A 19,855-nucleotide genomic window follows, 5' to 3' on the forward strand; every position below is an offset into this window, starting at 1 on the left:
ATAAGTATCAGATATTACAAATTATTACATCATAAAATACAAATATACTAACACTTTTGGAGTATATTGCAATTTTAGACTAAACAGAACGTGTTATCTTTTATTAGAAATTTATTTCTGGGGTTTGTTCGAAATAAGGGAAGATTTTAACTTATGTTTAGCGGGTCCCGCATTGCAGGGATTAAATGTTTTTCATTAAAAGCTTGGAGGGAATGTATAAAAACAAAAAACGCCGCTTTCAGGACGAAAAACGGCGTTAGATGGCTCGAAAAATTAAAAATTAAATTTTTTCGATTACGGTCGCGATTCCCATTCCGCCTCCAATACAGAGGGTAATGAGTGCGTAACGTTTGTTCCTTCTTTCTAATTCGTCCAAAGCGGTTCCAAGAAGAATTGCTCCAGTTGCTCCGAGAGGGTGTCCTAAAGCGATTGCTCCTCCATTTACGTTGATCTTTTCCAGAGGAATTCCTAGAGTCTTCTGCGTATATAGTACTACAGAAGCAAATGCTTCGTTGATTTCCCAAAGATCAATATCTTCTACTTTGAGTCCTGCCATATTTAGCGCTTTTTTAGAAGCGGAAACAGGTCCAGTCAACATGATAGTTGGATCTTCTCCTGTAGCTACAGTCGCCAGGATTTTTGCTCTTGGCTTTAATCCATATTTTTTGATTCCTTCGTCGTTAGCGAGTAGAACAGAGGCTGCACCATCCACGATACCGGAAGAATTTCCTAGTGTGTGGATATGATTGATTTTTCCTACATCAGGATAAGATCTTAATGCAATAGCATCGAGTTCTCTTTCTCCTACTGTTTTGAAAACAGCTCCTAAGCTTGAAAGGAATGCGTAATCAGATTCGATACGAGGATTCTCGTCGGTATCCACCGTTGTTCCGTCTTCTAACTTAACAGGAATAATGGATTTTTTGAATGCACCTTCTTTGATTGCCTTGTCAGCTTTCAATTGAGAAGACTCTGCGAATTTGTCTGCTTCTTCTCTGGTAATATTATACTTGGTAGCGATCAGGTCGGCAGAAATTCCTTGTGGGACAAGATTATAATGTTTTTGTATATTAGGATTTCCTATATTAAAATCCCTATCACCTAAGTCCGCTCCCATTTTTACGCGGCTCATGGATTCTACTCCACCGCCTAAACCAACTGCCATTGCTCCTGATTGAACATGGTTTGCGATATTATTAACTGCCTGTAGTCCGGAACCGCAGAAACGGTTTACCGTATATCCAGGAACGGAATTTGGCCATTGTGCAGCCATAACCGCATAACGCGCAATACATGCTGCTTGGTCATCCACTTGGGAGACACAACCTAAAACAACTTCTTCTACGATTTCTGGTTTTAATCCGTTTCTTTCTTGGATTGCTAATAGGGTTGAGGCGGAAAGTTCTTGCGGGTGAACGGATGCAAGTGTTCCTCTTTTTTTACCTTTCCCTCTTGGGGTGCGAACCGCATCGATAACGTATGCGTTGGACATAGTATTTCTCCTATAACGAAAGCCGTTCGGTTATTCTTGAACTTGTGTTCAAAAACGAAATATGCTTACGGCTTGAGTTTAGAAGAAAGGAAGGAAAAGCAAGCTACTTCTTCTCATCCGAATATAACTTTATCGAAGACTCTGAAATACCAACAGTCTCCTTTTAAGTTTTCGTAAAATCCGTTATGGCCTCCATACTTCTGGATGAATATCTTAAGTTTGGAATTTTTGGGGATCTCATTAAATTCGTCGGGACGTATGATCGGATCATCTGCGGATGTGACTATAGTCAGATCGACTTTTAGTTTTTCAAAATCCTTTGGACCCAATGTATAAGAATTAAAATAATCATCAGAATTTTTGAACTCCGAAGTAGAAGCCACTATCCTATCAGTCATTTCCATAACTGATTTTCCTTTCATGATATTTGGATAGGGATGTAGATCTGGGAAGTGAACATTCTTCTTAGCTAAGGATTGTCTCCATTTATCCAAAAAATATTTTCCTATGATCAGTTTAGAATCCATCATTTCGGTTGCAGACTTTGGATGAAGGGGAGGGCTTACTGCAATACAATGTTTTAAATTCGGGATGTTTTGTTTATTCCTAGAATGTTCTCTTGCTACCCGGATCGTAAAATTGCCACCCATAGAGAATCCACCCAAATAAACTGGAAGTTTATTTCCGTATTCTTTTGCAACTTTGCGGACCGCTTCGTAAGTTTCCCTTATTAAGCTTCCGTTAAATGGCTCTGGGTTTAGATGATGAGTATTTCCGTGATCTCTTAAGTTCAGCCGAAAGATAGAAATCCCTTTATCAAAAAATCTTCTGGAAGTCCGTTGGATATAATTTGAATCCATACTTCCTTCCCAGCCGTGTATAAGAACGAGTAATGCCTTGTCTTGTGGAGATTTGGAATAATGACCTAATAATCGAACACCTTTGCCTGCATCTATTACAACAGGAGTAGCGGCTCTGTCCATAGGATGATCCGGAGTATTCTGCCTCATTAAAGAAGCTAAAACTGTTTGTACAAAAGGATGTCGGAGATGAATGGGGGGTTTGAAGGGACGAAGGTCCATGCCGACAATTTTCCGGATCAGGTTTTATGAGACAAGCATTCGTTAGAGAAAATCTGTAAGAACTTTATACAATTGTTTTGGTTGGAATGGTTTGCCGATAAAACCTTCTATTCCATGTTGAGCACATTTTTCATATGCTTCAGAAAAGGAGCTAGCTGTAACTGCTACGATAGGAGTTTTTGCATTAGAGGAATTTAAAGCATGTATTGCGTCTGCAGTATGATATCCATCCATCTCAGGCATTTGTAGATCTAATAGGATCAGATCGTATTTTTTTTCATTCGTATCTAAAAGTTTTAATGCTTCTTTGCCGCTTAAGGCAGAGTCGGATTGTATTCCTGTTTTACTTAGATGTTTAGCAAGTATTTTAACGTTAATCTCGTTATCATCAACTATCAGAACTGAACTAGATACGAATGTAGGAACTGAATCAGATTCGATCTGTACTGGATTGAGAGAAGATCTCGTTTCCATTTTTAAAGGGAGAGAGATTGAAAATTCAGAACCAATCCCAGGTTCTGAATTCAAATGAACTTCTCCTTTCATTCTAGAAACTAACCTTTTGACAATATAGAGTCCAAGTCCCACTCCTTTGTATTTGCGCGTGTCCGCCAAATCTTCTTGGTGGAATGCATCAAAGATCCTTTGTCTTGCTTCTTCTTTGATTCCGATGCCTGTGTCTTTTACTTTGAATATGATAGAAGTTTCTCCTTCTGTATCTAATGAAAGAGTAACTGAACCTTTGTCCGTGAATTTGACGGAATTTGTGATGAGGTTCAATAATACCTGTTCGATCCTAGTTCTGTCTCCGATAATCACTTTCGGGAATTTTTCAGAAATAAGGATTTTGAATTCTATATCCTTCTCGAATGCTTTAGGTTCTACTAATATACGAATAAAGTCTATGAATGTTTTGATCTCAAAAGGTTCTTCCTTGATTTCCATTTTTGCAGAATCTAAGGTGATGATTTGTAATAGATCATCAATAAGCCTAGATAGGATCGCAGTGGAATCTGAAAGATCTTTAAGATATTCTTTTTGTTCCGAATCTAATTTTGAACCTGAAAGTAGGCTGGCCATTCCGAAAATTCCGTTCAATGGAGTTCTCATTTCATGAGAGATCATTCCTAAAAATTCCGACTTGGCTTTGTCAGCTTGTTCTGCCTTTTCTTTTGCTTTTTCTAAGGCATGCTCTGATTGTTTTGCAGCAGAGATATCAGTATGAGTTCCAACAATTCGTGTAGGTTCTCCATTCTCATCTTTAATGATAAGTGCTCTTGAACGGACAAATATATATTCCCCAGCTTTTGTTTTGAATCTTAAAACCTTATCGAACCTTTCGGTTTCTTCGGATTGGTGTCTTTGGAATGCAGAGAGTGCAATTCTTAGATCTTTTGGATGTACTAATTTTCTCCAGAGCTGGATGTCATCTGATTCAATCTCTTTGTCGGTGAAGCCAAGCATAGTCTTCCATCTTTCAGAAAGAAAAAGTTGTTCAGTCTTTACGTTATAATCCCAATATCCGTCATTGGATGCAAGATAGGTGAATTCTAACTGCTCTTTTTGTATCCTAAGTTGGTTTTCTACATTTCGAATTTCTGTAACATTCTTGTTAGTAATTACGAGGCCCTCGTAAACTCTGCTAATATGAAGAAGATAAAATCCTGGATTTCCTTGAGCATCTTTAATCTCATATTCTTTCTTTTCCGCCTGTTGTGTGAGATAAACTCTCTTAAAAAGATCGAACATGCCCAAATCCACATTTTCAGGGAATACACTGTATAAATTTTTGCCGATCGAGATCTCTTTGGGTATTCCCATTTCTGTCTCTGCTGCAGGGTTCATATCCTTATATATGAAATCTATAATATTTCCGTTCTCGTTAAAAATCGGTTCTAAATAATATATTGCGTCCTCATTCCTATACGCCGCTTCTCTAAAAATGTCCTTTTCTTTGATTTCTTGGTTTAAGTCTTTTGCGATCGAAATGATCCAATCGTCCCGATGGCAGAGCATAGTGGAGTCAACATATTTTCCCGAGATTACTGACTGACGAATTCCCCTCCACTCGGACCCAGCCCTACTGATCGAATTCATAAACTCGGCCATTTCAGGCTTAATTATGCTTACTCCTGGCCTGAACTCAGTGAAATTCTTTCCAATTAGGAAAACCTTTTCCATTTGTAAGAGTTTGGCGCCTTGTTCATTGCAATAATGCAATTTTATATCTTTGATCTTGCCGCTCTCGTCTCGGAGAAGTTCATTCACATATACGGATGTCCCCTCTGAATGTTCAAAAAACTTAATGAAGGTGAGAATGTCTGTCGGGATCTCGTTCATCATACTAAGGCATTTATATCACTATAGGACGGCGAAGATACGGAAAAGACCCCGGAATTTCATGAAAGGGACCTTAAATAAATCCGTTGAGAATGCCACCGTTTAGTATCTGAAAAGAAGGGGTTGGAAAGGATTTTTTCGGGTGAAGAAGAAGGAAAGTTATAGAGTTACGAAACTTCTCCCTTTTGTCCCGTGCTCATAAATTCGTTTTCAGAATTTTGAGGGATAAGTTTCCAGATTTCTGACCCGGAAGGATAAGTTTCTAATATTTCTTTATCGTTTTGGCTGGATTCAAGCTTTCTGCAAAGGTCTTGGAATGGGTAGCGAAGGGAAGAGGCTCCACGTATGCTCATGTCCAAACTATTATATAATGAGACTCAATATCAATAAAATCTTTTTATTTCAAATATTTTTCTGTTGACATAGGAAACAATAAAAAGATATTTTGTTTCCTATGGGTGGAAACAAAATACACTATAAATGTTTCCAGTTGGATGTTATGCAACACAAACAGAATCAGGCAACCTTTCGCAGCGTTATTTACTTAGGTATTTTTCTAAGTGCTGTTTCTATCGCTAGCGAGACTCGGGACGATTTGGAGAAGGAAGGAGTATGGACCACTACTTCTCTAATTCGTTACTCTTTGGAAAATTCAGTTCAGGCGAAGATGAGCCGACTGGACTTGGAGAACTCTGAGTATGATTGGGAGAAGGAAAACGGTAAATATAATTTTATTGGGACCTTAACCGCTAATACTCAAAAGACGAATAACTTACCTTTACCTCAGTATACATTGCAAGGTAGAGAGATCACAAGTAATACACTTTCTGCAGGTCTATCAAAAGTTTTTAATACTGGAACCACTGCCGGTTTAACGGTTTCCGACAACCGTTATGAAACCGATGCGGGGAAAAGACCGGAACAACAAGGAACAATCGCTCAACAATTCGCTCAGCCAAGTCTTCACTTTGCAAATCTCGGCTTCACTCTCAAACAGGAATTACTGAAAAATATTTTCGGATACCAACAAAGAAGATCTTTGGAGATTAGCAGAAGAAGTTCCGCAGTCAGAAGATTGGATGCGATGAATACTCTCTCCAGGTCCGTGGTCCAATCTTTATTATCTTTTTGGAATTTATCATTAGCGGACGAAAATCTTAAAACGGCTGAGCTTCTGGTTAAGAGCGTAAAGAATGTGAAAGATATCACTTCTTCCAAAGTGAGAATGGGAGTGGCAGAAGATTATGAATCGGGACAATGGAACGCACTTCTGATCACTGCAGAGAACCAGCTCAGACAGGCAAAACTGGAAAAGGATAGAGTTAGAAGAGACTTACTTGTTTCTCTCGGAAAAGATCCTGAAACTAAAGTGAATTTCGCATTGGTTTTGGACGATTCTCTTCCTTCTCTTGGAACCGAAGACTCAGAAACAGAAGAAGCATTCCAGCATAGATACGATTTCAAAAGTATTGCATTACAAAAACAGAATGCAGGAACTGCTCTGGAAATTTCTAAAAACGGGCTATTACCTTCTCTTTACGTGAGTGGAACTTATAATTCTCGTGAATATGATCGTAATTTTCCACAAAGTTTCGATGGAATTGGTGCGGGTAGATTTACCCAAAATTCCGCAGAGATCAAGATGGATTATCCTCTCGGGAATGATACAGCCAGAGCGGAATATAAAAATTCTTTAACACAAAGTAGAAAGATGGATCTCCTTTTGGAACAAACCAAAGAGCAGGTCAAAACAGATGTGAGACAAGGATTACAAAAGATCAATACAACTCATGAGATCTTAGAAGAATCCAAAAAGAATCTCTCCCAAGCGGAGAAGTTTTATTCGGGCATTCTGCCCAGATACAGATACGGAAGAGCCACATCCGTAAACGTTAAAAACGCATTGGACCTAGTAGCTCAGGCTAGATACGGACTGATGCAGGCAAAAGTGAATTATAACTCGGCGCTAGTACAATACGAACTCTCTAAGGGGACTCTATTTCGCAAATACGGAATGGATGCCGAAGAAGTTCTGAACCAAAACACCGGAGATCAAAAATGAATTTTGCAGAACTATCGATCAAACGACCGATATTTATTACCTGTACGGTTCTCATCATTCTTGTTTCGGGATATCTTTCCCTGAACAAGTTGGGTGTGGACCTTTTTCCTAACGTAACTATTCCGGTAGTCACAGTAACTGTGCCTTATCCTGGAGCAGCGCCTAACGAGATCGAAACTCTGATCGCAAAACCTGTGGAAGATGAACTTTCTACTATCTCCGGAGTGAAAAGGATCCGTTCTACTTGTAGCGAAGGTTCCGGTACTATCATCCTTGAATTTACCTTGGAAACCGATGTGAAATACGCGGAACAACAGGTAAGGGATAAGGTTTCTGCGGTAAAACCTAAATTACCGAATGATATCAAAGAGCCTATCATCAGAAGGATAGACCCTGCCGATCAGCCAATCATTATTCTTGCACTGAATGCAAACTTGAGTGAAGCGCAGATCTATGATATCGCAAACGAAGAGATTAAACAAAACCTCTTAACCGCTAAGGATGTTGGAAATATTACCATTTATGGCGGACGTAAAAGAGAGATCCATGTTGCATTAGATAGACAAAAATTAAAACAACATATGATCCCTGCTTCCGTGGTTTCCAATCGTTTGGCCTCCGGTGGAACAAATATACCTGCGGGTAAAGTAAGTAAGGCGGATTCAGAGTTAGTTTACAGAACTATAAACGAATTCAAATCTCCGCAAGAGATCAGAGACACTCCAATTTCCTTATTCGGGAATGAAGTTCCTGTCAAGATCGGACAATTGGGAGAAGTAGTAGATACTCTGGAGGATGAGAGCACTCGCGCGTATTTTAATGGTAAGAAGGCAGTCTTCTTGCTGGTATTCAAACAATCAGGATCGAATACTGTCGCTGTTGCGCAAGAAGTGAAGAAACGAATTGAGGATCTAAACAAGGAACTCGCAAGAAGAGAAGGCGGCGCAGTTCTTTCGATCGCAAACGATAACTCCATTCAGATTGATGATAATATCTACGATGTAAAAGAAACAATCATCATTGGTATCGCGCTCACTATCGTAGTGGTGCTTCTGTTCTTAGGAAGTGTAAGATCTACGATCATTACTGGACTTGCGTTACCTAACTCACTTTTAGGCGCGTTCATTTTAATGGCGGTTGCTGGATTTACAGTAAACGTAATGACACTTCTTGCATTGAGCTTGGCCGTGGGACTTCTCATCGACGATGCAATTGTGGTCAGGGAAAATATTTTCCGACATAGAGAGATGGGTAAAACTGCAAGAGAAGCTTCTACAGAAGGTACTAAGGAAGTAACATTAGCGGTAATCGCGACCACTATGACAGTGATCGCTGTATTCTTACCGATTGCGTTTGTAAGTGGTGTAGTCGGACAGTTCTTAAGAGAATTTGGACTAACAGTTTGTTTTGCTCTTTTAATCTCTCTTTATGACGCACTTACGATCGCTCCAATGCTATCTGCTTATTTTGGTGGAAAAATTTCTGGATCACATGCGCAAGGAGCTCATGGACATTCCTCTCCAGAGTTCTTAAGTGTTCCTACAGAGGGAAAGAAAAAGAAGAAGAATAATGAAACCACTACCTTGGAAGAGATTGCGTTCTCTAAGATCAGGGCGCAAGAGGCTCCGAAAGGAATCATTTCCAGAGTGTTCTCTGCATTATTCGAACTCTTGAAGCTTGTATTCGGGTTCTTAGGAAGAATTCTTTCTCCTGTTGAGAAGGGATTGGATTCGATCTTATCTGGATTTAACGTATTCCAAACTTGGTTAGAAAATATTTACGCAAGCGTTCTAAAGTTTACCTTAAAACGTCCAGTGTTCATATTAAGCAGTGCGGTTTTGATCTTCGTTGCTAGTTTGATGCTGACCAAGTATATTCCGAAAACATTCTTACCTGCTCAGGACCAAGGAAAATTCCAAGTCACTTTGGACATGCCTCCTGGAACTTCCGTGCAAAAAATGGCGGAGATCGCTCAAGAAGCATATAAAGAGATATCTTCTCATAAAGAAGTTAAATTGGTAGCTATGTTCAATACAAACAGGACAGCGACTATGTTCGTGGAGATGATCCCAGCGAAAGAAAGGAACATGAACACTTCTCAGTTCAAAGACCTTCTTCGTAAAGAATTGGAATCATTCTCTTATGCGAATCCTATCGTTAAAGATATAGATAACGTGGGTGGAGGACAAAGACCTTTCACTCTGGTCGTAAGCGGACAGAACGGAAAAGTTGTAGAAGAATATTCCAGAAAACTTTTCGAAAAATTAAGAGAATCTAAAGCACTTCTGGACGTGGACACAAGTTATAGAGCTGGTGCACCTGAATTCAGAGTCGTACCAGACCGTCAAAGAGAAGTTCTGCTTGGAATTCCGGGAACTGTGATCGGATCCGAATTAAGAACATTGGTAGAAGGAACTACTCCTGCAGTCTATCGAGAGAACGGAGTGGAATACGATATTCGTGTTCGATTAAAAGAAGGCCAGAGAGATTTGAAGGATAACTTTTATAATTCTTTCGTTCCTAACTTTAACAACATGATGATCCCGATCCAAAACGTTGCTAGAGCAGAAGAGACAACTGGTCTTGCTACTATCAACCGTATGAACAGAAACCAATCAGTGGAGATCTATGCAGATGTAAATCCGGATGGACCAGGTATGGGTGGAGCAATGGAAGAAGTAGCAAAACTTACTCAAACAGAATTGCCGCTTCCTCCGGGAGTTCGTATCGGATATACCGGACAGGCCGAGAACTTTAAGGAGATGGGAACTTCTCTCGGGATAGCAATGGGACTTGGTGTGTTATTCATCTATATGGTTCTTGCTTCCTTGTATGAAAGTTTTATCACACCTATTGCGATCATGTTGGTTCTCCCACTGGCACTTTGCGGAGCGTTTATCGCTCTATTCTTAACCCAAAAATCCTTGGATATATTCTCCATGATCGGGCTAATCATGCTCATCGGGGTGGCCACCAAGAACTCGATCTTACTCGTGGACTTCACGAACCAGCTCATACAAAGAGGTGTGGAAATGAAAGAAGCGATTATAGAAGCAGGAAGAGAACGTCTTCGTCCTATCCTAATGACTTCATTCGCTTTGATCGCGGGTATGGCTCCTATCGCGATTGGACTAAACGAAGCATCCAAACAAAGGACAAGTATGGGGGTCGCGATCATAGGCGGATTGATCTCTTCTACCGTTCTTACGTTAGTAGTGGTTCCGGCTGCATTCTCCTATATAGAGAAGTTGAACAATCTGGTCCGTAGAAATTCTCCGGATCCGGATGCGCGATAAATATCATGAACTTCACCGAGAAAAAAAATCGGCTCCGAGTTTTACTCGGGGCATCTCGGGTCTTTCAACGAAAAGGTTATGCGAAAACTAGAATGGAGGACTTGGTAGAAGAGTCCAAAATCGGAAAAAAGACCTTATACGAATATTATTCGAATAAAGAAGAAGTTTTAAAGGCTGCTGCAGAGTATCGCCAAACCAAAGCCGCCTTTAAGCTTAAAAGAATTCGAAATAATAGGGCTCTAGACTTCTCTAAACGATTTGTGAAGATGAGCAAGGAACTATTGGATGTTTGTAAGCCAGGCCATTTCGCATTATGGAAGGAATTGCAGGATCAAATTCCCGAAATATGGAGAATGGTGAAGGCCAAAAGAGTCCAATTAATAGATACTGAAATTGAAAGCTTATTGGAAGAGGGGAAAAAATTAGGAGAATTCAGAGCGGACTTAAGGCCCGACTTGTTCATCATGGCATTAATCGCCTGTTCAGATGCGATTTACAAGTGGGAACAAAGCCCGACCGAGCGTCGGGCCAATATATCCGAACTGGACAATATTTTTCTTTATGGCATAATACGCAGAGGAAAGGAGACGTTAAAATCGTCTTTAGATTGAAAAATCGTTTCCTAAGCGGAAGGGGGATAATAAAGTGCACAGCGCCGTGGAACAAGAACTAACCCAAGAGAAGGACGAAGTCCGAGAGAGAATATTCGAAAAATCGTTCGAGCTATTTTTACGATACGGTTTTGCGAAAACTCGAATGGAAGAGATCGCTCGAACTCTTAGGATCAGTCGTAAAACACTTTATAAACACTTCGCCAATAAGCATGAATTGTTAAAAGAAGTGATGACTGATAAACATCTCAGAATTCACGGCAGGATCGAAGGTATCTTCCAAGACCCTGACAAATCCATTAAAGAAAAGATCCAATCAATGAGAGGTTGCCTCTCTTCCGAAATCCCTCACGGAATGAATGAATTTTTAAGAGAGATCCGAGACCAAGCACCGGATATTTGGAAACAAATCCAGTCTCTTAAAGAAAAAAATATCAACAGAACAATGAGAAAGATGATCGAGACTGGCATCAAGAACGGTGAAATTCGCTCTGATGTAAATCCTGATATCGTACTTCTCATTCACTCTGCAGCATCGGAAGCAATGTTCGATCCGAACTTCTTAGCACAGACTCCATATTCGATCCGAGATCTGGTCCAAGAGCTGGACAATATTATCTTTTACGGGATCGTAAAAAGAGAAGATATCTAAAGCAGGAAAACTTTTCACTTTTGATCATATTCTTTTTTTTTGCCGGATGGATCTTATCTTCAACATTCTTATTTTTCCTTTTTAAAAGGCTTAAAGGCCCAGGAAGAATAGGGACAGTTCTTTTATCTGTAGTATCCCCTTTACTATACATGGGGATTATTTCCTTTCTACTTACTATACTTGGGATTTACAGTATTGGAAAAATTATCATTTCTTTATATGTACTCTCCACTCTTTCGATTATTTATACATTTGTTCATAGAAAAGAAGAAACATGTAAATCGTTTAGACTCGAAATAAAAAAACCAGAACTTATATTTATCATTTTATTCTCCTTTGTTGCCTTATATCTTTATGCAGGATTTCCCACTTGGTATTTGGATGGAGGAAGGGACCCCGGACTTTATACGATTTTTGGCATTAATATCTCAAAAAATGGAGGCTTATATTTAGAAATTTCTGATACCAAATTGATAAGTGAAACTTTCGGCCAAGCTGTGCGCCTAGACTTTCCTTCCATTCATTATAGCTTTCTAGAAGGATTTTCAAATTCAGAAGATCATAGATCACCTGACTTTTTTCATTTGGTGCCTGCTTACTTTGCGATTGGGTATGATCTTTTCGGAATGGATGGATTATTTCGGGTAAATTCTATCTTCGGTTATTTTTCAGTTTTCTTTTTTTATTTAATCGTTAGAAAAATTTTAGATCCTGTTTCGGCGATTTTTGCAATCATATTATATGTATTGAATGTTTCTCAACTTTGGAACGTTAGATCAGTTTTGACTGAAACGTTTTCTCAGTTTCTAATTCTTTTTACGGTATACTCCATTCAAACATTCTTTCGAGAAACGAACAAGTGGGTTTATTCGCTGATCGGAGTATGTTTCGGGCTTTCGCTTTTTGCTAGGGTAGATTCTTATCTATATTTCCCCGTTATTGTTTTATATTCCGTGTTCGTTCTCTTGTTTTCTGAAAAGTATTTTAAAAATACTTTATATTTTATATTTACATTCCTTGTTTTAAATATTTTATCCTTGGTTTATGCTTATTTTTATTCAAGAGTGTATATGGCTCACCTCTGGGAAAGGGGGTTTTTGGAAATTGTCCTGACTCTTTCGCTGATTTCTATATTTGTTCTGATGTTAGAAATTTCTCTTTGGCGGAATAAAGGGGTTTTAGATAAAATTAGAGGGATATATCATAAAAATATAAAATTCATTCGACTTTTCTTTTTTATGTCAATTTCCGCGTTAGGGATTTACGCATATTTTATTCGCCCAGAAATCCAAGCAAAAATATTCAGTGGTATTCAGCCCGGAAGTTTTTTTGCGTTAAATTCTCTTCCCATTTTTTTGTGGTATGTTCCTGTTTGGCTGTTTATCTTTCTCCCTTTCGCTTTAGATACTTATCTTATTCGTAAAAACAAATCTCATTCGATATTTTTATTTTTACTCGGAACATTTCTGTTGGTATCTTATTTATTAAACCCTAGTATTGCAGCGGACCACTTATGGGCTTCGCGAAGATGGATGCTATTTTCCATTCCTTTTGCAATATTAGGGTCTTTAGTCGGAATTCGGAATATTCCAATATCTAATAGAACAATTAAACTTTTAGTTTTGCTCGTTTTTGGAGGAGCCGCTACCATTCACACATATTGGAGATCAAAATTAATTCTATCACAATCAATGATGGAAGGTTATGTGAAAGGGTATGAAAATTTTGTCCAAGGACCATCAGATGGAGAGTCAATCTACTTTACTAATAAGGTTCAAATCGCTTCCCCTCTTCGTTATATTTACGGAAAGAATATATTTTTGATAAACGATTCGGAAGAATTTATAAGGCGAGTCCCTGATCTACTGACAAAAAGGAAAAATATTTATATTATCCAAAATGGAGATTTGTCCGGATCAAGTGCCAAGCTGAAATTTTCTTTAACTGGGGATCTCCAGTTATCGGGCCTTTTTCCAGATGAATCTATATATAGATTTCCAGAATTTTTATATAAAAAAAATTTAAATTACCAAATTTATAAGATTGAGAAGAGTAAAAAAGCCGAAGAGCCTGATCCAATTCAATTTGAGTGGATCCCAGGAGAATCTGGCTTTTTGTCTTCTGGCGGAAAAACCAATGAGGATGGAACAATTTCTGCAACAAGGCACGAAGGTAATTTAGTTTATGGTCCTTTTTTGACACTTTCTAAAGGTAAGTATAGATTAGATTATTCAGGCAGAAATTTAGATCATGCTAAATTTGATGTAGCTTATAATAAAGGATTATCTCTTTTGTCTCCGCAAGAAAAAGGAGAAGTTCCCAACTCCAAAACCTTACTGTTTGAAATTACAAATTCGGTTATAGATGATGTCGAGTTCAGAGTATTTGTAGCAGGCAAATCAGGAGTCCAGATCCAAAGAATTTTTCTAAAAAGAATTTAATATAAAAAGTAATGTCCTTAAATTCGCATCGATTGATATAATAATCAGAGCCTCAAAAGCTAATTTTACAATTTGTTGAAGGATTAAAAATGAAATACGTATACTTACATCTAATACTAATGTTTCTCACCTGTAGTATTTTCGCCGGGGATAGGGAGAAGGGAGAAAAATGCACTGCAGATATTCAATGCGGTTTTGGAATGCAATGCACCGGTGGAGTTTGTACTAAAAAACCTGAATTTGACCACGGCAGCGGAAAATCAGGAAACGAATGTTTTTCGGATGCCGATTGTATCGGTTCTGGGTCTTGTGTTAGAGGAACGTACGGCAAAAAACATTGCACAGGCAACTAGATTGGAGGTTTAGTCTCCAATCTAGTTCTAAAAGAATGTCATATTCCGGAAATTTTGAAAAACGAAATAGAACCCTCGAAAGCAAAATTTATCGTCAAAAATAACCCCAAGAAAAGCAAAAGGAAAATGTTACCACAATGTTCGAACACAGGGCTATAGATGTGTACATTGAAGGAGGTCCAACTATAGATAAAATAAAGTCAATTGATCCTGGATGGTGGGATAAGAATAATTACACTCCTGTGAAAGAAATTGATGGAGTCAAAGTTGATTGATCTTAAAAAGTTTATCTCAGTTTTTTATTTTTTAATCAGGGCTTTTATTGCAGTATTATTTCTAACTTATGCAATTCATAGTTGGCAATGGAAAGATAATTTTGGAATAACATTCCCTTCTATTGTACTGGTTTGCAAATTGATATTTGGCTCAATCAGCTATCTTCTGCTTTCTATTTTTGGAATTATCTATAATACTCAGCTATTCGGATATTCAAAAGTAATTTTCAAAACATTGTCAGTTGCAGCGTTCTCCTTATGCGTCGTTTGCTTCTTCGCGGAATTTCCAGATATTCCGATTTTACATTTTCTCCTTCTTGGGGTTTTAGTTTTTGAATCTATTCTTGCAATAAAATCCCTCGCGTTTCCCACAAAGAGAAAAAGCTCTGCTCAATTTAATACACCAACTTATAACAACTTTTTTTTGATTTTCTTGATTATTCCCATTATTTCATCTGGAATTTTCTCTAGACAAATTCTACTATTCATTCAAGAAATAGGAGTCAAGGAACAACTAAGTATAAATGAGCTTCGTGTTCAATTTATAGATAATAACGGAAAGTTAATACAACTTAAAAGTAAAATTGATATCTGCAAGCTACCAAAATTTCCAGTTAGTGTCAGCCATTTCGCCAAATTAAAGATAGATTGGAATTGCAATTATAAAATTGAGGAAATTGAGATTTCAAGATGTAAGGATGATTTTGCTAACTATTATATCAAAGGAAACATTGGATTGTCGGAAAAAGAATTTCTTTTCGAAATTCCTTCAGGGGAGTCAAAACTCAAGATAGACTTTCCACAAATTATTTCTAATAATGTTATAATTCAATATGAATCTGCGAATAGAGATAAAATACCTTTTTTGAATATTAAAATCGCAAAGCGGAAGCATAGGTGGCGAACTTCTGATTCAGATATGATAACTTGTCTTGATTGAAGGCGGGATTAGTATAGTGGTCTGAATCGATTTCGATAGATACTTCTGCTAACTGTTTTCGGAAGATACACACCTCCCTTTTAATCAGAGCGATATTCGAATGTTTAAAAATTAAATTGTAAACGAACACATATCAAAAAAGAAAAACGAAAGGAAAGTATAGGGTATATATACTTTCCTTGCTGCTTTCCTGAAATTTTTCAAAATCTAAATTTGAAAGTAGATTATCAAACGCTTTATAAAAAGGTGATAAATACTAATGCGCTTCTAATAATCTCAATTTCCCCAATTCAGTTTTGATCTCCTCGATGGACAATTCTCCTCCTCCGGAATTCTCAGAGATGGATTTCAAAATAGGCTGCAATTTGGAAGCTTCTTCTTTGGAGACGGAAATTCCAGATTGCATTAGAATTTCATAAATTGCCGATTTTCCTGATTGGCTTGTAAAGGCGATTCTATCTCCTTCCGGTCTTCCGATCAGATTTGCATCGAAAGCTCTATAAGCTCCCTTCTTCATGTCTTTTGTTTTAGAAACTCCGTCTTGGTGAATCCCGCTTCTATGAGCGACAACATCTTCCCCGATCAAAGGAGCTTTCTCTGGGATTGGAACTCCTGACATCCGAGAAACGATCCTGGAAGTTTCATAAATTGTCTGAAGATCCAAATCTACTTTGACGCCACAATTGTGAAGAGCAATTGCAACCTCATACGTATTTGTGTTTCCAGCTCTTTCTCCCAAACCGTTTAACGCAGTTTCTAATTGAGTGGCTCCTGCAAAAAAACTTTCCACAGTGGTGGCGGTTGCCATTCCCAAATCATTATGAGTGTGGACTGAAATTTTACTTCCTCCAGGCAATGACTCTGCAACTTTTCGGACCATTGCTACAAACAAGCAAGGTCTGTATCTTTCCACTGTATTCGGAAGATTTACAACATCAGCACCTGCATCCAATGCGGCCTGAAAAGCTTCCACTGCAAAGTCCATATTCTCCAAAGAATCTCCGAAATGTTCTCCGGAGAATTGGACTTCTCCGTAATTCCCTGCCAATTTTCGCGCATATGAGACTGATCGTATTATATTTTCTTTAACTTCTTTTTCGGAAATTCCTAGTACATTCCTAATCGTAAAATCACTGATCGGATAAACGATATGAATTCTTGGGCGAGGTGCCTTTCGGATCGCTTCCCAAGAAAGATCTATCTCCTTCTCCACGGCTCGCGAAAGACTGGAGATCGCAACATTCTCCGGAGCTAAAGAAGCAAGATAAGAGCACGCGTCAAAGTCCTGTTTACTTGCGGAAGCAAACCCAACTTCTATCCCTTGCACTCCTAACTTTACAAGTCTCTTGAATATAATCTCTTTTTCTTCCAAGTTCCAAGGTTTACGTAATGCTTGGTTACCATCTCTTAATGTAACATCCATAAAGAATGGAGAGACGGGAGGAGTTTTCAAACCCTGACCGGGTATGATCATCTCTTGGATGGAAGGATATTGTGACGCGATAATCGCATTTGATTTTTGTTCCATGGGCACTCTCTTTTTCCGGCCTCAAGCGAGAGATTTTGCCGGGATAAGCCCTAAAACAAAAAAACCCGCTCAGAGGCGGGTTTTTGCACGCGCAAGTTTCCGTCCTCTCAACTCCAAAGAAGGAGTAAGAGGAGACCGAGCATATTAGCTTGGATAAAATTTTGCGCCATACTTAGTTTTAGACTCGGCAAATTGGAAAAGGAAGTCAAGTAGAAAAGAAAAAATTTGGGCGACTCCCCGCGGGGCCGCGCTGCTACGGGCTACGCTAGCGCTTCGGTCGCTCTGCGACTTCCCCTGCACATCGCTGTCGCAGGCCCTGATCAGATATCCTCTTCTTTTTTCAGAAAACTCCAGATGCCGCCTTGTTCGAATTGTTTCTCTTCCAACAATTGTTTGAGTTGAAGATATTCTTTTTTGACTTGGTCAGGAATTCCTACGATCTCTAATTTATGGAAAGTTTCTCTAGCTTCTTCGAAACGATTTGTTCTTACATAACAAATCGCTAATGCGTATAGAGTAGGGGAATCCGATAGTTCAGATTCCGGAAGATCCTTAAGAAGATCTAATGCGCGATCAAATTTAGAAGCTCCTGTATAAACTGCTGCTAAATTTTTTTTCGCAAATACATCGTTATCGTCTAACTCCAATGCCTTGGAAAGATGGAACTCTGCCTTGGGTTTATCCTTTTTTCGGGCAAATAAAACTCCAAGTCCCACCCAGGCTTGTACATGCGCGGGTTCCAAACGAATACATTCTTGCAGCGCGGATTCTGCGGGAGTCATTTCGCCCAATTGAGAGAGGCACATTCCTAAATGAAAGAATGAGTTAGGATTATTCGGTTCAGACTCTGTCCAAGAGATGAGTACGGACTTAGCGGAATACGAGTCCCCTTTTTTCAGATAGTCCAATGCGGTTTTCAGTCTTGGATCCATTCTTTTTCCATTTCTTTTCTTCCTTATGGATACGACTATCTTTTTCCTCTTTGGTTTCCCTATTACAATGTTGAGAGGAGGCTCTCCATTCCCATTCAGCATTGATCTTGAGCCATTCCTTATCTATTTGGTATTTTTCAGTAAGAGTATCCAATAAGCGAACATCTTCCCAATCGTCTGCATTCACAAAATGATTGGATTCTTTCATAAATTCTTTTTTCCAACGGGAAACAAATTTATCCAAATGATCTTCTTTGAAATCTTCCAAACTATCTTCCGAGTTAGCACATTCATTGATTAGGAATTCTACATGTTTTTTTCTGATCTTTGCTTCTGAAGTTTCACTCAATTTTTGATACGTTACATAGATTGTTCCTAAAACTAATGCGGTCTCAAATGCAAATGGAACCGGAGTAATGGCTGCGATTGCAAGAACTCCTCCTAATTTTCTAACAATGGAACTGCTATCTTTCTTGAGTTCGGATTTATATAAGGAAACCTCTTTGATCCTATCAGTATATTTCTGTTTTTGAGGGCTTATGAATTCTGAGTCGAATTTTTCCAGATCTGCAAATGCGTCTTTGTATTTTGTCTTAAGACTCAGGTCTGTTCTGTATATATTACCTTCTTCATTCGTGTAGAATAAAGAATATTGGTGTTCTCTTGAAATTAATGATTTATCTCCTCTTGGAAAAGAAGAGCAAGAATAAATAGATAATAAAATTAGGATTTGGATTCGTTTGGAAAATTTGCGTTTAGGTTTTGTTCGTGAAAATATTAGAAGTATTTGATGGTTTATTGATAAAGCTCGCATAATAGGCCTTCCCAATTGGTCTTGGCGCTTATTTTATATCCTGATCAATTTCGAAGTCGGACATAGGAAATAAATTTCTATAACCTGTTTTGTTTGTAACCTTTGCTGATTTGTATCCGTCAAACCGCGATTTTCGCTGGACAGAAATTCTTTACGGGGTTTCATAGAAGTGCCTGGCATTTTATGAATTTATTCCCTAAATATTCTATTATACTTTTTGTATCTATTCTTTCTCTAGCTATTTCCTGCTCCGGAGCGGAAAGGCAAAATCCAGAAGTTCAGATACCTTCTTCCGGAGAACAAAGATCCGAAATGCCTGTGCTTGTCCAATTTGAAGATGATTTGGAATACGATGTAAAAACTTTAATGGCAACTTTCGCCACAGGGGTTGAAGGCAAAGACAGAAGATTGGATAGAGAATACGCTAAATTTCCGATCTTAGTTGGAACAGGCGCTAGATCCAAAGAACTAGAATTAGAAGGTACAGTTACTCGAAGAGTTTCTTGGAGCAAATCTGAAAGAAAAGAAGTGCTTATCTCTATCGAAGGAAATAAGCTCACTCATAACTGTGGTTTGGGGATTACAGATAATACTTTAGCATTCTCTGACTCGGGAAAAAAACCATTCCGATCGCTTCGTTTATTTTTCAAAAGTACTGGAGTGAAAGATACTCCTCGTACTGGACTAGCTTGGGTGGTAGGTCTTGGGACTTATTTACTTTATCCATTGATCTATACCGGATTCGTAGTAGAAAAGATGGATTGTGGTTTAGTTATAGAAGGTTAGATCATAATTTTGCTTTTCTAATTCGTCTAATAGGAAGAATATAACAGAAAGGAAGAAGAATATGCCTTATATGGCGGTCGGATCTCGACAAATTTTATATTCCGATTCTTCGGCTCCTGCTTTAGTGGGAGACCAACCCAGAGATATAGCTTCCGTCTCGGATAATGCCGTAGTGCAGCCGCAAACAGTGGTGGTTCCTCCAGGCGGATTACCTCCTCATTTGGGACAGTTCCTAGATTCTACAGTTTAAG

General features: G+C 38.5%; 16 protein-coding genes. 10 read left to right on the forward strand and 6 right to left on the reverse strand.

Annotated features, from left to right (window positions below):
• Positions 1–280: 280 nt before the first annotated feature.
• The 3 genes from B1C82_RS14870 to B1C82_RS14880 form a co-directional block, all read right to left on the reverse strand.
• The gene (locus B1C82_RS14870; protein ID WP_086448285.1) at positions 281–1,492 is read right to left on the reverse strand and encodes an acetyl-CoA C-acetyltransferase; all 1,212 of its coding nucleotides are present in this window, start codon (positions 1,490–1,492) and stop codon (positions 281–283) included.
• A gap of 113 nt (positions 1,493–1,605) precedes the next feature.
• Positions 1,606–2,574, reverse strand: a complete 969-nt coding sequence (locus tag B1C82_RS14875) for a YheT family hydrolase (protein WP_086448286.1) — start codon at positions 2,572–2,574, stop codon at positions 1,606–1,608.
• A gap of 42 nt (positions 2,575–2,616) precedes the next feature.
• Positions 2,617–4,917: a hybrid sensor histidine kinase/response regulator gene (locus B1C82_RS14880; protein ID WP_234008420.1), complete on the reverse strand. Its 2,301-nt coding sequence runs from the start codon at positions 4,915–4,917 to the stop codon at positions 2,617–2,619.
• A gap of 451 nt (positions 4,918–5,368) precedes the next feature.
• Here B1C82_RS14880 and B1C82_RS14890 point away from each other — a divergent pair, with 451 nt between their 5' ends.
• The 8 genes from B1C82_RS14890 to B1C82_RS14925 all read left to right on the forward strand — a co-directional run bounded on the left by B1C82_RS14890 (position 5,369) and on the right by B1C82_RS14925 (position 15,544).
• Positions 5,369–6,976: a TolC family protein gene (locus tag B1C82_RS14890; RefSeq protein WP_086448288.1), complete on the forward strand. Its 1,608-nt coding sequence runs from the start codon at positions 5,369–5,371 to the stop codon at positions 6,974–6,976.
• Positions 6,973–10,272 (forward strand): efflux RND transporter permease subunit, encoded by a 3,300-nt coding sequence (locus B1C82_RS14895; protein ID WP_086448289.1) that lies wholly within the window; start codon positions 6,973–6,975, stop codon positions 10,270–10,272. The genes B1C82_RS14890 and B1C82_RS14895 overlap by 4 nt, the downstream gene beginning before the upstream one ends.
• 5 nt (positions 10,273–10,277) lie before the next feature.
• Positions 10,278–10,883, forward strand: coding sequence for a TetR/AcrR family transcriptional regulator (locus B1C82_RS14900; RefSeq protein ID WP_086448290.1), 606 nt, complete (start codon positions 10,278–10,280; stop codon positions 10,881–10,883).
• A 34-nt stretch (positions 10,884–10,917) separates the two neighbouring features.
• Positions 10,918–11,535 (forward strand): TetR/AcrR family transcriptional regulator, encoded by a 618-nt coding sequence (locus B1C82_RS14905; protein WP_086448291.1) that lies wholly within the window; start codon positions 10,918–10,920, stop codon positions 11,533–11,535.
• A gap of 20 nt (positions 11,536–11,555) precedes the next feature.
• The gene (locus B1C82_RS14915; protein WP_157894141.1) at positions 11,556–13,976 is read left to right on the forward strand and encodes a hypothetical protein; all 2,421 of its coding nucleotides are present in this window, start codon (positions 11,556–11,558) and stop codon (positions 13,974–13,976) included.
• 89 nt (positions 13,977–14,065) lie between these two features.
• Complete coding sequence (locus tag B1C82_RS14920; RefSeq protein WP_157894142.1) at positions 14,066–14,329, forward strand: hypothetical protein; 264 nt, start codon at positions 14,066–14,068, stop codon at positions 14,327–14,329.
• A 137-nt stretch (positions 14,330–14,466) separates the two neighbouring features.
• Positions 14,467–14,604 (forward strand): hypothetical protein, encoded by a 138-nt coding sequence (locus B1C82_RS20590; RefSeq protein ID WP_157894143.1) that lies wholly within the window; start codon positions 14,467–14,469, stop codon positions 14,602–14,604.
• Positions 14,597–15,544: a hypothetical protein gene (locus B1C82_RS14925; RefSeq protein WP_086448295.1), complete on the forward strand. Its 948-nt coding sequence runs from the start codon at positions 14,597–14,599 to the stop codon at positions 15,542–15,544. Before B1C82_RS20590 ends, B1C82_RS14925 begins: the two co-directional genes overlap by 8 nt.
• Before the next feature lie 256 nt (positions 15,545–15,800).
• Here B1C82_RS14925 and leuA2 read toward each other — a convergent pair whose 3' ends face one another.
• The 3 genes from leuA2 to B1C82_RS14940 all read right to left on the reverse strand — a co-directional run bounded on the left by leuA2 (position 15,801) and on the right by B1C82_RS14940 (position 18,818).
• Positions 15,801–17,018 carry a 2-isopropylmalate synthase LeuA2 gene (gene leuA2, locus B1C82_RS14930; RefSeq protein WP_234008426.1) on the reverse strand — a complete coding sequence of 406 codons (1,218 nt, stop codon included), beginning with the start codon at positions 17,016–17,018 and terminating at the stop codon, positions 15,801–15,803.
• A gap of 374 nt (positions 17,019–17,392) precedes the next feature.
• The gene (locus B1C82_RS14935; RefSeq protein WP_199775804.1) at positions 17,393–18,004 is read right to left on the reverse strand and encodes a tetratricopeptide repeat protein; all 612 of its coding nucleotides are present in this window, start codon (positions 18,002–18,004) and stop codon (positions 17,393–17,395) included.
• Positions 17,943–18,818 carry a hypothetical protein gene (locus B1C82_RS14940; RefSeq protein ID WP_234008417.1) on the reverse strand — a complete coding sequence of 292 codons (876 nt, stop codon included), beginning with the start codon at positions 18,816–18,818 and terminating at the stop codon, positions 17,943–17,945. Before B1C82_RS14940 ends, B1C82_RS14935 begins: the two co-directional genes overlap by 62 nt.
• A gap of 183 nt (positions 18,819–19,001) precedes the next feature.
• Between B1C82_RS14940 and B1C82_RS14945 the strand changes: the two genes are divergently transcribed.
• Positions 19,002–19,604 (forward strand): hypothetical protein, encoded by a 603-nt coding sequence (locus B1C82_RS14945; protein ID WP_086448624.1) that lies wholly within the window; start codon positions 19,002–19,004, stop codon positions 19,602–19,604.
• 61 nt (positions 19,605–19,665) lie between these two features.
• A complete protein-coding gene (locus B1C82_RS14950) occupies positions 19,666–19,854 on the forward strand; it encodes a hypothetical protein (protein WP_086448297.1) in 189 nt (62 codons plus the stop codon).
• The last annotated feature ends 1 nt before the right edge of the window (position 19,855 follow it).

It is taken from the genome of Leptospira venezuelensis (assembly GCF_002150035.1).
GTDB classification, from domain to species: Bacteria; Spirochaetota; Leptospiria; order Leptospirales; family Leptospiraceae; genus Leptospira_B; species Leptospira_B venezuelensis.